Source organism: Streptomyces sp. NPDC107581, from assembly GCF_055657175.1.
Genome location: NZ_JBVKBH010000002.1, coordinates 307,792 through 321,095 on the forward strand (window position 1 = coordinate 307,792; position 13,304 = coordinate 321,095).

Below are 13,304 nucleotides of genomic sequence, written 5' to 3' on the forward strand. Positions count from 1 at the left end.
ACCGGCGCTTCGCGGGTCGGGGGGCTCCCGGGCGGTGTCCTCCAGGACCACGGCCGATCGGACGCCCGTGGCTCTCCAGCGGTTCGGTGTCAGCCCCGCAGCGCGGAGGCGAAGATCCTCGGCAGCGCCGTCCAGCGGGGCCTCGCCGCGAAGTCGGTGAGCAGTCGTCCGGTGGTGACCGCGGTGCGGTTGGTGACGAACCACGGCGGCCGCGGGGCCAGGGACAGCTCTCCGTGCAGGAGGGAGCGGGGAGCGGGGCGGAAGGGTCCGCGTACGACGGTGCGTTCCGGCCCGTCGAGGAGTACGGCGTTGTGCACGACGCCGATGCCGCTCTGCACGTCGTCCAGGGTGTGCCCGGGGAACGCGCCCCAGCTGGCGCGCGGGGTCAGATAGCCGAGGCCGGTCCACGCGTTCACCGCGACGGTGCCGTAGCGCAGCCGCGCGAGCGCGAGGTCCAGGGCGGGACCGAGGCCGGCGAGGGTCGACGGGTGCGCGATGACGTTCACCCCGAGGGTTCCGGTGAACTGCTCGTTGGCGGTGTCCACCGCGGCGTCCAGGAAGCCCGGCGCGTCACCGGGCAGTTCCAGCACGGCGAGCACGGGGGCGAAGTACTCGGTGGTCAGCGCCGGGCCGGGCCGGCGCGGGTCCAGTTCCACGAGCACCCGCCCGCCGGGCCGCTCGGCCTGCGGGTAGGCGTCGAGCGCGTCCCGCACCCGGCGTTCACTGCCGGGGTAGTAGGCGGCGCGCTGCGGGGCCTTCGCCAGCACGGTGCGCAGATGGTGCAGGAAGCGTTCCTTCTGCGGCCAGTCCGCGCCGATCACGACGACCTGTCCGGCGATGCAGTTGTAGCCGCCGTTGTGCAGCCGCTGGGTGGCCACGTGTTCGGCCTGGAACCGCAGGTCCGCCTCCGACCAGCGGCCCGGTACGACGATGGTGGGTGAGACTCCGCCGAGTTCGCTGGTGACGCCCTTGTCCAGCAGTGGCGTACCGGCTCGCTTGCGCGCCTCGCCCTCCTCCCCCGTGCCGTAGACGATCGCGTCGTGGGTGAGGGCGCTGCCGGTCATGTGCACATGCCGGACTTCGGGGTGGTGCACCAGGTAGCCGCCGGTCTCGGCGTCTCCGGTCACGATGCGCACCGCGCCCACGTCGATCAGGGGCCGCAGCACCTCGCTGAACACGTCGTACAGAGCGTCCATGACCGGGTTGAGCTTCAGGACCACGGCACGGTTGTGGGCGTACAGCTCGTAGAGCACGTCCAGGACGGGGATCGAGGTGATGTTGCCCGCGCCGAGGACGACGCCGACGCCCGCGGTCCTCTCCGGGTGCCGGAGGGCGAGTCCGGCCTGCCGGCGCAGCGTGTCGGCACTCACCCCCGGCGGCATCCACACCTCGGCGCTGAAACCGCTGAGCAGCAGCCGGTCGTACACGCCGTGCGGGAGGACGCGCACCGTCACGCGGCCGCCCGGGGCCCGTCCCAGCGTGTGCTCGTCGACGGGGCTGCGGCCTTCTTCCAGCGCGCGGATGCCGGCCGCGAGCGCGGTGGTCGTCGTCAGCACGGCATAGGGCCCGCTGATCCACTCCTCGCCGAGCAGCGGGCTGTCCTGGGGCAGCTTCTTGTAGGCGGCCGCGGCCCACACCCATGCCTGCGCGCCTGCGGCGGTGGCCGCGTGTACGCGCTCCAGCAGTGCGCGTCGCTCGGCAAGGCCGCACGCGGACCAGGCGGTCTCGCCGCGGACGGCTTCGGTGACGATCCGGTCGAGGGCTTCCGCCCTGTCGGGCGCCGGGGCGGGGGCTGTCATCGGGCACTCTCCTTGATCAGGTCGGCCGCCTTCTCCGCGGCCATCAGGGTCGGGGCGTTGGTGTTGCCGCGCGGCACCGACGGGAACACCGAGGCGTCGACGACCCGGAGTGCGTCGACGCCGAGGACCCGCAGCTCGGGGTCGACGACGGAGCCGATCGCGCAGGTGGAGGTGGGGTGGAACAGCGTCATGCCGGTCCGCCGGGCCCAGGCCAGCAGCTCCGCGTCGGTGGCGTCCGGGTCCGGGGCGTCGTACGGCCCGGTCACGGCGGTGGCGAGCGGCGCCTGCCGCACGATGTCCAGGGCGATCCGGATGCCGGCGACGAGACAGTCCCGGTCCTCTGCGGTCGTGAGGTAGTGGTGCGCGATGCGCGGTGCCGCGTCGGGGCGTGCGGAGCGCAAGGTCACCCGGCCCCGGCTCGTGGGCGTGAGCACACACGGTCCGAGCGCGAGACCGTCCTCGGTGACCGGGCCGAGGCCCTCCTGGTGGAACAGCACGGGTGCCATGTGGAACTGCACGTCCGGGGCGTCGAGGCCGTCCCGGCTGCAGAAGAATCCCCCGGCCTCGCCGATGTTGGAGGTCAGCGGTCCACGGCCCTCGGTCTGCAGCAGCGCCGCGCTGTCGGGGGTGGCGGCGGTGAACAGCGATTCGCGGTCGGTGCGGTAGTTGAGCAGGGCCATGCAGTGGTCCTGCAGTCCTTCGCCGACCGGCAGGTCGGCCGTCGCCTCGATCCCGAGGGCCGACAGCGCCGCGGCCGGTCCGATGCCCGACAGCATCAGCAGCTTGGGGGACTCGTAGGCGCCCGCGGAGAGGATCACCTCCCGCTCCGCCCGGAGCACGTGGAGCGCTCCGCCGCGCGACACCTCGACGCCACGGGCCCGTCCGTGTTCGGTCACGATCCGCAGGGCGCGGGCCGAGGTCAGGACGGTCAGGTTCGGCCGCTTCCGTGACGGGTGGAGATAGGCTGCGGCCGCGCTCCACCGCATACCGCCGCGCTGCGTCAGCTGATAAGCACCCACTCCGAGTTGCCCGGCGCCGTTGAAGTCGTCGTTGCGCTTGTGGCCCGCGTTCACGCCGGCCTCGACGAACGCGGCGGCCAGCGGATGACGGGAGCGGCTGTCGCTGACGACGAGGGGGCCGCCCGTACCGTGGTAGGCGTCGGCTCCGCGTTCGTTGTCCTCCGACCGCAGGAAGTAGGGCAGTACGTCGGCGTAGGACCAGCCGGTCGCCCCGGCGGCGGCCCAGCCGTCGTAGTCGGCCCGGTTGCCCCGTATGTAGATCATCGCGTTGAGGGAGCTGCAGCCGCCGAGCACCTTGCCCCGCGGCAGGTAGGCGCGGCGGCCGTCGAGCCCCGGTTCGGGCTCGGTGTCCAGGTCCCAGTCGAGACCGCCCTTGAACAACTGGCTGAACGCGGCCGGCACGTGGACTTCCTGGACGTCGTCCTCACCACCGGCCTCCACCAGGGCCACGCGGACGTCCGGGTCCTCGGTCAGCCGCGCCGCCAGCACGCAGCCGGCGGAACCGGCCCCGATGACGACGTAGTCGTAGGTGTTCATACGATCCCCTTCAATCCACCATGACTTGTGCACACGCCTCATGAGTGCAATCGCGGTAAGACGCTCTGCCGGTGATTCCACCGCTCCTGACCGGCTCCGGCCATGGGCGGGGGGCCGGAAATCGCGACGTGTGACTGTGCCGGTGCACAATCCCGCCGGGCTACACTGCCCGCATGACGGCACAGTTGAGGGCCGGCGACCGGGTCGTCGAACTGGTCGGGCGTCTGCTGACCGAGGTGGACCGGCTCGCGGAGGACCTCACCGACGAGATCCTCGGAGGAGAGCACTCGTACGCCGAGAACACGCTGCTCGGCCGGGACCAGTTGCGCGCCGTGGTGCGCGACAACCTGTCCATGATGTTCACGGCGCTGCAGGGGCGGCCCACGACGCTGGAGGCGCCCCGCGCCGCCGGACGGCTGAAGGCCGAACAGGGCATCCCGCTGGCCGCGCTCCTGCATGCGTACCGGATGGCCGGCCGTTTCATCTGGGACCGGCTGCTCGCCGGCGCCGTGGACGAGGAGATCACCGTCCAGCTGCTGCACATGGCCTCTGACATCTGGGCGGCCGTGGACAACTACTCCGGCGCGGCCGCCGACGCCTATCGGGCCGCTGTCGAGGAGCAGTCGCGCCGGGACGCCGCGGCCCGGAGCATGAAGCTCACCACCCTGCTCGACGGCCGGGCCGGCACGCATGCGAGCGCATGGGAGATCGCGCGCGTCCTGGACCTGGACCGCCAGGGCCCCTTCCTGGTGGTCTGTGCCGAAGTCCACGACCAGAGCGACCCGCTGCCCCGCGTACAGAGCCGCCTGCGTGTCGCCGGAGTCGACTCCGAGTGGATCCAGCAGACAGGGGCCTGGGCGGGCCTGCTGTCCCTGCCGGGCGAACAGGCCGTCGCGCAGACGGCCGGCCGGCTGGCCGGCATCGCCCTGTCCCGAGTCGGGATCAGCCGCTCCTTCACCTCGCCCGTGGACACCCCGGCGGCCTGGCGGCAGGCCCAACTGGCCGTCCAGTGCCTGCCGCACGGCACCAGCGGCACCCATCTGTACGGCAGCGCCCCGGTGTCACTCCTGGCAGCGGCCTCCCCCGACACGGCGCAGGAGATCGCCCGGACGGTCCTCGGCCCCGTCCTCGCCCTGCCCCGGCAGGAGCGGGCCAACCTGCTGGAGACCCTGCGCGCGTGGTTCGCCGTCGGCGGTTCGACGACGGCGGCGGCCGGCCGTCTGCACTGTCACCGCAACACGATCCTGTACCGCCTCAACCGCATCGCCGAACTGACCGGCCGCCGCACCACCGACGCGGAGTCCGCAGCGGAGCTGTACATCGCCCTTGAGGCCGTACGCCTGAGTGGAGCACCGGGCTCGTTCGGCGTGCGTGCCACGAGGAAGTGAGCCCGGGTCCCGGAAACACGCGCCACCGCCTGCCCGGAGCGGTGCGCTCGGCGCTCCGGTGGATGCGGTCGGGGGTACGCAGCCGGGGCCGCGTACCGCCTGCGACAGATGCCGGGCCTCCGGGCCCTGCGTTCACGGGGTGACGATGGCGAAGTCCGGGTCCGGCTCACCGAGGTGGCCGAACAGCTCGGTGACCTTCCCGGCGTCACCGGCGACCTCGACGGTGTCCCGGGCCGTCAGGTCGGCCGGGGCGAGTGTGCCCAGGAGGACGGCACGCAGGTCGGCCTCGGTCAGCGTGATCGCGACGTCCGCGTCGGCCGCTGCGGGACCGGGGCCGGTGCCGATGACATGGGTGAGGACGCCGTTGCGCAGCCTCATCGTCACCGCTTCGCCGCCGGTGACGTTCCACCGCACGGTGATGTCCGCGTCCCAGCTGCGCGGTCCGTCCACCCGGATGGCGAGCGAGTCGACGAGCTGGTCCAGGGTCAGCGCGGCCAGCACGTCGGGTGCGGCGGTGACGGTGGGAGTGCCGACGCCCCCGTGGCGCAGTTCGTAGGCGCCCATGAGGTAGAAGTTGCGCCAGGTTCCGTTCTCGCTGCCGTAGCCGAGCTGTTCCAGCGCATCGGCCTGCAGTTCCCGGGCCGCGGCGTTGTCCGGGTCGGCGAACACCACGTGGTTGACCACCTGGGCCACCCAGCGGAAGTCGCCGTCGGCGAACGACCGGCGGGCTCGGCGCAGCACCTCCTCGGCACCGCCCATGAACTCCACGTACCGTCGGGCGGACTCGGCCGGCGGGTGTTCCCACAGGTGGGCCGGGTTGCCGTCGAACCAGCCCAGGTAACGCTGGTAGATCGCCTTGGTGTTGTGATTCACGGAGCCGTAGTAGCCGTGCGTGTGCCAGGCCCGCTCCAGCGCGGGCGGCATCCGCATCCGCTCCGCGATCTCCAGTGAGGTGAGCCCCTGGTTGAGCATGCGCAGGGTCTGGTCGTGGAGGTAGGCGTACAGGTCCCGCTGCTCCGACAGGAAGTCCAGCACCCGTTCACGGCCCCGGACGGGCCAGTGGTGGGAGGCGAAGGCCACCTCGCTCGATCCCGCGAACAGGCCGATGGCCTCGGTGAGATAGCGGGCCCACACGTGCGGATCGCGCGCCTCGGCGCCGCGCAGCGTCAGCAGGTTGTGCAGGTTGTGGGTGGCGTTCTCGGCCATGCACAGCGCCGCATGGTCCGGGAAGTGGATGTTCAGCTCCGCCGGAGCCTCGGTGCCGGGCGTGAGCTGGAAGACCATGCGGATGCCGTCGACGGTCTCCGTCTGCCCGGTGTGCGTGATGTCCACCGTCGGCGGGATCAGGCCGACCTCGCCGGTAGAGGTCGTCTGCCCCAGGCCCGCACCGATCCGGCCGCGCTCCCCCGCCGGCAGGGCGGCCCCGTACATGTAGGCGGCACGACGGCTCATGGCCGTGCCGGCGAAGACGTTCTCACTGACCGCGTGCCGCAGGAAGCCGTGCGGCGCCAGCACGGGCACCCCGCCGGCCACGTCCTCGTCGGTCGCCACGCCACGGACACCGCCGAAATGGTCGACGTGACTGTGGGTGTACAGCACGCCGGTCACGGGGCGGTCCCCTCGGTGGCTCCGGTACAGGGCCAGGCCGGCGGAGGCGGTTTCGGCGCAGATCAGCGGATCGATGATGAAGACGCCTCGCTCGCCCTCCACGATGGTCATGTTCGACAGATCGAACCCACGCACCTGGTAGACGCCCGCGGTCACCTCGAACAGGCCGTGCTCGGCGCAGAGCCGGCTCTGCCGCCACAGGCTCGGGTTCGCGGTGGCCGGGCAGTCCCGGTCGAGGAACCCGTAGGCGGCGAGATCCCACACCGTCCGCCCCTCGGCGTCCTTGACGGCGCTGTCCCGGGCGGTGCCCAGGAAGCCGCGCCGCGCATCGTCCAGATCCCGCGTGTCGTCGAACGGAAGGCTGCGCAGGACGGCCTCGTTCGCCTGCGCGACGGACGGCTGGGCAGGCTTGGCCCCGTCGGTCTGCGGGACGGAGCGCTGCGCGGGCTCGGCCCCGGCGGCCCGTGGGACGGACGGCCCCGCGGGCTCGGCCCCGGCGTTCTGCGGCATCTGGGTCTCCCTGGCTGGCGACGGTCCGAGGGCCGGCCTCACGGTGGACTCGGCAACTGCCACCCTCACCCGGCGTATCCGCCCGCACGAGTGGACCTGCGCCGGATGGGCTAGCCACGGCCTGTCCGGCGGACGCGGCCCTGACCGACCTGGCACCCGAGTCCCGGCCCTGCTGCAGCGCCTCACGGTGCGGACGGCCGCCGTTCGGCGGCTCACCGCGCGGACCTGCGTCATTCAGCGGCTCACCGCGCGGACCACCATCGTTCAGCGCCTCACCGCGCAGACGACCGTCATTCAGCGCCTCACCGCGCGACCCACCGTCATTCAGCGCCTCACCGCGCGGACCACCATCGTTCAGCGCCTCACCGCGCGGACCACCGTGTCGAGGGCGACGGCTGCGTCGACAGGGCGGCGGGCCACCTCGGCAACGACGATGTCCGCCCACTGCTCCCACACCGCGCGCACCCTTTCCGCGCTGGACAGCACACCGGGGTCCTGTGGGCCTCCGGTGCCGTGTTCCAGGTTGTCGAGGTCATGGCCGACCAGCAGGAGAGTGCCGCCGGGCCGGGCGGCGCGTGCGGCGCGCTCCAGGACCCCCGCCATGTCCTGGTGCGGCAGGTGGAGGTAGCAGAGCAGGACGAGGTCGTAGGTGTCCGGGGCGGGGTCGTACCGCGTGACGTCGGCCACCGAGGCCCGCACCGCCGACCCCGCTGCCGCGTCCTTGATCCGGGCGACGGCGACCGGGGAGACATCCACCGCGTCGACGCGCCAGCCGCGGTCCGCCAGCCACCGGGCATTGCGTCCCTCCCCCGCGGCCAGGTCCAGCGCCCGCCCGGGCTCAAGGCCCGCCGCCTCCCGGACCACCCACACGTTCGGCTCCGCCGACCACACGCGTTCCGCGGAGCGGTAGCGCTCGTCCCAGGCCTGTGCGTCCATGTCTCTCCTCCGCCTCTCGCAGCCGTGCGGCTCAGCCGGACACCGGCACGCGTCCTCGTCCGCCGGAACCCTATGGCAACGACCGGAGCGTCGGCGGTCGCCCTGGGTGAGCAGGTGACCGTCGCGCGTGCGGTTGCGCGGTCGGCGTCCGGCACGCGTGCGGCCGCGTGGCCGGCGTCCGGCACTCGTGCGGTAGTGCGGCCGGTGTCCGGCACGCGTGCGGTTGTCGTCCGTCGTGTGGCACGGGATGCTGAGGGAGTACGGAGGGAAGCGGTGTCATGGATCGTTTTCCGCATGCTGCCAACGTCGATTTCCATAGTCCTCTCGACCTCTCCAAGGCCGCCGCCGCCGTACTGGACGCCGAAGGCCGCGTTTCCGGGTGGGGATCCTCGGCCCAGCGCCTCCTCGGACACGCACCCGAGGACGTGCTCGGCCGGCCGGCCGCCCGGCTGCTGGCAGCGGCCCCCGGGCAGCGGCTGTCCGCCCTCTGCCAGGCGCACAAGTCCCGTAGCACGGTCCTGGACCTCAGCTGCCGGGACGGACGTACCCTGCGTGCGGCCGTGACGTTCAGCCCGCTCACGCACCAGGGCGTCGCCGCGACCGTCGTGGTCGCCGCCGACCTGGAGGAGCTGCGCAGCTGGGAGGCGCAGCTGGCGATGCTGCAGGGGCTGGCGACCGAGTCCGACGTGGGCCTGACGATCTTCGACACCGACATGCGCGTCGTCTGGGGGAACGTCTCCACCGATCTGGAGCTCGCGGGGATCGCCCAGTACATCGGCCGGCCGGCCGAGGATCTCTTTCCCGAAGGCGAATTCATCTCCCGCCACCACCCTCCGGACGAAGACCAGATCATGGAGCACGTGATGTCGACGGGGGAACCGATCATGGGCATGCACTATCGCGGGCGTGCCCCCGCCGACCCGGTGCGCGAGCATGTCTGGTCCTGCTCCTACCACCGGCTGGTGGACGCCCGGGGGGAACCGCTGGGCCTGTTCGAGGAGTCCCTGGACATCACCGACCGCTACCGCGCCCAGGAGCGGCTGTCGCTGCTGGTGCGGGCGGGAAAGCGGATCGGTGCTTCGCTGGACGTGCGTCGCACGGCCGCGGAGCTTGCCGACGTGGCGGTACCGCAGCTGGCCGACGAGGTGCTGGTGGACCTGCCGCCGGCGGTCATCGAGGGACGGCAGCCGCCGACGGGCTCGGCGCCGGGTCACAACCTGCTGCGGATGCACGGCCGGACTCCGGAGGAGTTCCGGACCAGTCCCGTCTCCTACCCGCCCTCGTCACCGCAGGCTCTGAGCCTGGCCACCAGCCGCCCCGTCGTGGACGCCGCGCCCGAGGCACCGGCCGGGTCGGGACCGGCCGCCTCGCACTCCTGCCTCTTCGTCCCGCTGCTCACCCGCGATGCGGTCCTGGGCCTCGCCACCTTCCGGCGCAGCAGCAACCCCGACCCTTTCGGGCCCGAGGAGCAGACGCTGGCCGTGGAACTGGCCGAGCGGGCCGCCGTCGGCATCGACAACGCCCGCCGTTACACCAGCCAGCATGCGGCAGCCCTGGTGCTGCAGCGAAGCCTGCTGCCACAGCGCCTGCCCGAGCAGAGCGCGGTCGACGTGGCCTACCGCTACCTGCCCGCCGACAGCCGTGTGGGAGTGGGCGGCGACTGGTTCGACCTGATTCCGCTGTCCGGTGCCAGAGTGGGCCTGACCGTGGGCGACGTGGTGGGCCACGGCGTGCACGCGGCCGCGACCATGGGCCGGTTGCGCGCCACCGTACGGACCCTGGCTCTGCTGGACCTGGACCCGGCCGAGCTGCTCACCCGGCTGGACGGCCTGGTCGCGCAGGACTCCGAGTCCCACGCGGATGACGGGCTCAGCGACGAGGCACTCGGGGTGACCTGCCTGTACGCGATCTACGACCCGGTCAGCGGCCGGTGCGTCTGGGCGAGCGCGGGTCATCCCCCGCCGATCGTGGCCGACGCGAGCGGCTCGGTGGCCTTGTCCGCGCTGGCGCCGGGGCCGCCCCTGGGGCTGGGCGGCCTGCCCTACGAGAACGTCGACCTGAACCTGTCCAGCGGCAGCGTGGTGGCGTTCTTCACCGACGGTGTCGTGGAGGACCGGCGCACCGACATCGACAGCGGCATCGACCGCCTCGCCCATGTGCTCACCTGGCAGCGATGCCCCCTGGAGGAACTGTGCGACCGGGCGCTGTCGGCCCTGCCGCCCGGACCGCAGGCGGACGATGCCACGCTGCTGCTCGTCCGCACCCGGCGGCTGGACGGCGACCATGTGGCGGACCTGGAGCTGCCGCCCGATCCGGCCATGGTGGCGCGCGCCCGCGCAGACGCCGAGCGCCAGTTGGAGGCCTGGGGCATGTCCGAACTGTCGTTCACCGCCGCGCTGGTGGTGAGCGAGCTGGTCACCAACAGCATCCGGTACGCCACCGGGCCGGTCATGCTGAGGCTGATCAGGGACCGCTGCCTGCTGTGCGAGGTCTCCGACAACGCGCACACCGCGCCTCATCTGCGGCGAGCGCGTCGGGACGACGAGGGAGGCCGAGGCCTGTTCCTCGTCGCCCAGATGTCGCAGCGCTGGGGCACGCGGTACACGGCATCCGGAAAGACCATCTGGGCCGAGCTGGCCATCCCCTAGAAATCCCCTGGAGGCCCTCTTACGGGGCGCCGGAGAAGCTCTCTCCCACAGGCAGCTCGCCGTTGGCGCACTCCGTCGCCTCGCGCAGGAACCGGGGGGCGTCCTCGCCCGGCAGCCGTACGACGTCCAGGGCGCCGGCGAACACCTCGTCCGTGAGCGGGGAGGCGCCGGACCGGTGCAGCCGCTCCGGCGGGCGAAGTCCCCGTCGGACCAGTGCAGCCGCCCAGACGAGCGAAGTCCGGTCGGACCGGTTCAGCCGCCCAGGCGGGCGATGTCCCGGGCCGGGTCGATGAGCAGGAAGGACGCGGCGGCCCCGACGGCCAGGAGCAGGCCGCACAGCAGCACGGAGCTCTGGTAGCCGGTGGTGCCCTGGGCGTCGACCAGGGCGCCGACGACGGCGGGCGCGGCGAGGCCGGCCGCGGTCACCACCGCGTTCATGGCGCCCAGTGCGCCACCGCTGCGGGACGGCGGGGCGATTTCGGCCACGGTGGTCGCGGCGATCGTCGCGTACGAGCCGCCGAGGCCGAAGCCGAGGGCGACCAGGACGGTCTTCGCCGTCGAACCGTCGGCGAGCGGCAGCGCCAGACAGCAGGCGGCACCGAGGGCGAGCAGCCAGCCGCCCACCCAGCCGCGGGCACGACGGCTGCCGACGCCACGCCGCATCAGCCGCCCGGTGATGCCGGCCTGGGCGAGCAGCACGAGGGCGCCCATGGTCCAGGGGGCGACGACGACGGCGCCCGCCTCATGAGGCGAGTACCCCAGGGCGTTGCGCAGGTAGGACGGCAGCCAGACCAGCATCAGGGCCACGGACCAGTAACTCGTGAAGTAGGCGAGGGTGGCACCGATCCAGGTGCGGCTGGCGAAGATCTTCCGGTACGGCGCATCCGCCCGCCCCTCGACCGGCCGGTCGGCGCGGTCCGCCCCGGCGGCGTGTCTGCCGTCGGCGCCGAGCGCGGCCCAGGCCACGGCCCACACCAGCCCCGCGGCCGCGAGCACCCACAGGGCCGCCCGCCACCCGTGGTGCTGGATCACCCACGACAGTCCGGGCGCGGACACGATCACCCCGAGGGTGACACCGAGCGTGATCAGCGCGCCGGGCAGATTGCGCCGGTCGTCGGGGAACCAGGCCAGGGTGGCCTGTTGGGCGACGGGGAACGCGGGCCCTTCCGCGGTCCCGAGCAGGACGCGTGAGACGACCAGCACGGCCAGGCCGCCGCCGATCGCGGCCGGGACCTGGGCCACGGACCACAGGACGGCCATCACGAGGAGCAGCTTCTTCGGCGACAGCCGGTCGGCCGCCAGCCCCACGACGACCGCCGCGACGGAGAAGAGCAGGAAGAAGGCGCTGTTGGCGAGCCCGAACTGAGTGGCGCTCAGATGGAGGTCCACACGGATCTCGTCGGCTGCCAGACCGAGGACGGACTTGTCCGCGAAGTTGACCATCATGAAGACCACGAGCAGCACGGTCACCGTCCATGCGCGGGCCCTGCTGCCGGTGGCCCGGGCGGTCCCGGCGGAGTGTTGGGGCACGGTCGGTGCCGCGGTCATGGGTGCTCCTGTGCGAGTGGGGTGACGGCCTTGCGCCGTAAGGCCGTTGGGGACGTGTGGGCCGCCGTTGGGGACGCTCGGACAGCCATGGGCTACGCACGGACGGCCGTTGGGGACGCTCGGACCGCCGTTGGGGACGCTCGGGCCCGGCCCGCACCCGTGTGCTGCGGCGGTGCGGGCCCGGCACGGTTCAGGACAGCGGGACTCCCGCGATGGCGATGCGCTCCATCACGCGACGCCGCGGGTAGTAGTCGTTGATCGCGTAGTGCTGGGTGGCGATGTTGTCCCAGACGGCGATCGAGTCGGGCTCCCAGTGGAAGCGGACCTGGTACTCGGGGATGCGCGCCTGCAGCACCAGGATGTCGAGGAGTTCGCGGCTGTCCGCCTCGGACAGGCCCTTGATGCGGGTGGTGAACGGCTCGTTGACGTACAGGGTCCTGCGGCCGCTGCGCGGATGGCGGACCACGACCGGGTGCTCGGCCTGCGGCCACACCTTACGGAAGGCCGCCTTCTGCTCGTCGTTCATGAGGGCGCCCCAGCTGGGCTCCCAGTCGTGGACCGCGGTGAGGTCCTCGATCCGCTCCCGCAGGTCGGCGGGCAGGTTGTCGTAGGCCGCGGCCATGTCCGCCCACATCGTGTCGCCGCCCGCGGCGGGCACCTCCACGGCGCGCAGGACGGAGCCGAGCGCCGGGTTGGCCATGAAGGAGTGGTCGCTGTGCCAGATGTTCTTGTTGCCGGCGGCCTTCGCGTCCTTGGCGAGCCGGGAGACACCGGCGGTCCCGGTCTTCGGGAAGAACGGGTTGGGCTCCGGCGGGCCCCAGACGCCGGACAGCGCGAGCTGGTGGTCGGCGGTGAAGCCGGTCTGCTTCCGGAAGAAGACCACCTTCCACTCCAGCAGCGCCTGCCTCAGCTCCTCGGCGAGTTCGTCGGAGATCGGCCGGGTCAGGTCGACTCCGCCGAGCACCGCGCCGAAGTGCGGGGTGAGCGGATCGATCTCGACCAGCGTGTATGCGGACGGCTCGGCGCCGGGCGCGAGCCGTTCCAGGACGCGGCTCCCGTAGTGCATGAGGGGCTTGTCCAGTACCGGCCCGGGGTTCTCGGCGGGTGTGGTCGCGACGGCGTGCATGCGGGTTTCCTCCCTACAGCGAACGCTGATTACGTAACCGGCAGTATCGATATTGGGATGCGATGGGGCAAGAGGCTGGAGCGAGTCGATTTCCGGGGAGCCTGCGGAGCCGCAACGCGCGCCGGGCATGCCGCACACGCCCGCCGGGCATGCCGGAGGGCCCCCGGGGCATACCGAGGGCGCGC

The 13,304-nt window shown here is 72.5% G+C and carries 9 protein-coding genes; 2 read left to right on the forward strand and 7 right to left on the reverse strand.

Going from position 1 to position 13,304, the window contains the following annotated elements; translation table 11 throughout:
- Positions 1-89: 89 nt before the first annotated feature.
- The gene (locus ACZ7P3_RS04940) at positions 90-1,799 is read right to left on the reverse strand and encodes an aldehyde dehydrogenase family protein (RefSeq protein WP_472079004.1); all 1,710 of its coding nucleotides are present in this window, start codon (positions 1,797-1,799) and stop codon (positions 90-92) included.
- Positions 1,796-3,355, reverse strand: a complete 1,560-nt coding sequence (locus tag ACZ7P3_RS04945) for a GMC family oxidoreductase (RefSeq protein WP_472079005.1) — start codon at positions 3,353-3,355, stop codon at positions 1,796-1,798. The genes ACZ7P3_RS04940 and ACZ7P3_RS04945 overlap by 4 nt, the downstream gene beginning before the upstream one ends.
- A 173-nt stretch (positions 3,356-3,528) precedes the next feature.
- Between ACZ7P3_RS04945 and ACZ7P3_RS04950 the strand changes: the two genes are divergently transcribed.
- On the forward strand, positions 3,529-4,743 hold the full coding sequence (locus tag ACZ7P3_RS04950; RefSeq protein WP_472079006.1) for a PucR family transcriptional regulator: 1,215 nt from the start codon (positions 3,529-3,531) through the stop codon (positions 4,741-4,743).
- 132 nt (positions 4,744-4,875) lie between these two features.
- Here the strand turns inward: ACZ7P3_RS04950 and ACZ7P3_RS04955 are convergent, their stop codons facing one another.
- Together ACZ7P3_RS04955 and ACZ7P3_RS04960 are read right to left on the reverse strand one after the other, a co-directional pair.
- Entirely contained in the window at positions 4,876-6,861 is a 1,986-nt protein-coding gene (locus ACZ7P3_RS04955; RefSeq protein ID WP_472079007.1) for an alkyl/aryl-sulfatase, read from the reverse strand.
- Positions 6,862-7,215: 354 nt separating this feature from the next.
- Positions 7,216-7,797 carry a class I SAM-dependent methyltransferase gene (locus tag ACZ7P3_RS04960; RefSeq protein ID WP_472079008.1) on the reverse strand — a complete coding sequence of 194 codons (582 nt, stop codon included), beginning with the start codon at positions 7,795-7,797 and terminating at the stop codon, positions 7,216-7,218.
- A 278-nt stretch (positions 7,798-8,075) separates the two neighbouring features.
- Here ACZ7P3_RS04960 and ACZ7P3_RS04965 point away from each other — a divergent pair, with 278 nt between their 5' ends.
- A complete protein-coding gene (locus ACZ7P3_RS04965; protein WP_472079009.1) occupies positions 8,076-10,445 on the forward strand; it encodes a SpoIIE family protein phosphatase in 2,370 nt (789 codons plus the stop codon).
- Positions 10,446-10,464: 19 nt separating this feature from the next.
- Here the strand turns inward: ACZ7P3_RS04965 and ACZ7P3_RS04970 are convergent, their stop codons facing one another.
- The 3 genes from ACZ7P3_RS04970 to ACZ7P3_RS04980 all read right to left on the reverse strand — a co-directional run bounded on the left by ACZ7P3_RS04970 (position 10,465) and on the right by ACZ7P3_RS04980 (position 13,119).
- Complete coding sequence (locus ACZ7P3_RS04970; protein ID WP_472079010.1) at positions 10,465-10,590, reverse strand: hypothetical protein; 126 nt, start codon at positions 10,588-10,590, stop codon at positions 10,465-10,467.
- Between the two features lie 107 nt (positions 10,591-10,697).
- Positions 10,698-11,993, reverse strand: coding sequence for an MFS transporter (locus ACZ7P3_RS04975; protein ID WP_472079011.1), 1,296 nt, complete (start codon positions 11,991-11,993; stop codon positions 10,698-10,700).
- Between the two features lie 190 nt (positions 11,994-12,183).
- Positions 12,184-13,119 carry a TauD/TfdA dioxygenase family protein gene (locus ACZ7P3_RS04980; RefSeq protein ID WP_472079012.1) on the reverse strand — a complete coding sequence of 312 codons (936 nt, stop codon included), beginning with the start codon at positions 13,117-13,119 and terminating at the stop codon, positions 12,184-12,186.
- Positions 13,120-13,304 lie beyond the last annotated feature (185 nt).

What these genes read in the sequence shown, in the direction of transcription:
- ACZ7P3_RS04975 (WP_472079011.1), bottom strand. Translation starts at nt 11,993, where the DNA reads ATGACCGCGGCACCGACCGTGCCCCAACACTCCGCCGGGACCGCCCGG.
- ACZ7P3_RS04950 (WP_472079006.1), top strand. Translation starts at nt 3,529, where the DNA reads ATGACGGCACAGTTGAGGGCCGGCGACCGGGTCGTCGAACTGGTCGGG.
- ACZ7P3_RS04980 (WP_472079012.1), bottom strand. Translation starts at nt 13,119, where the DNA reads ATGCACGCCGTCGCGACCACACCCGCCGAGAACCCCGGGCCGGTACTG.
- ACZ7P3_RS04945 (WP_472079005.1), bottom strand. Translation starts at nt 3,355, where the DNA reads ATGAACACCTACGACTACGTCGTCATCGGGGCCGGTTCCGCCGGCTGC.
- ACZ7P3_RS04965 (WP_472079009.1), top strand. Translation starts at nt 8,076, where the DNA reads ATGGATCGTTTTCCGCATGCTGCCAACGTCGATTTCCATAGTCCTCTC.
- ACZ7P3_RS04955 (WP_472079007.1), bottom strand. Translation starts at nt 6,861, where the DNA reads ATGCCGCAGAACGCCGGGGCCGAGCCCGCGGGGCCGTCCGTCCCACGG.
- ACZ7P3_RS04940 (WP_472079004.1), bottom strand. Translation starts at nt 1,799, where the DNA reads ATGACAGCCCCCGCCCCGGCGCCCGACAGGGCGGAAGCCCTCGACCGG.
- ACZ7P3_RS04960 (WP_472079008.1), bottom strand. Translation starts at nt 7,797, where the DNA reads ATGGACGCACAGGCCTGGGACGAGCGCTACCGCTCCGCGGAACGCGTG.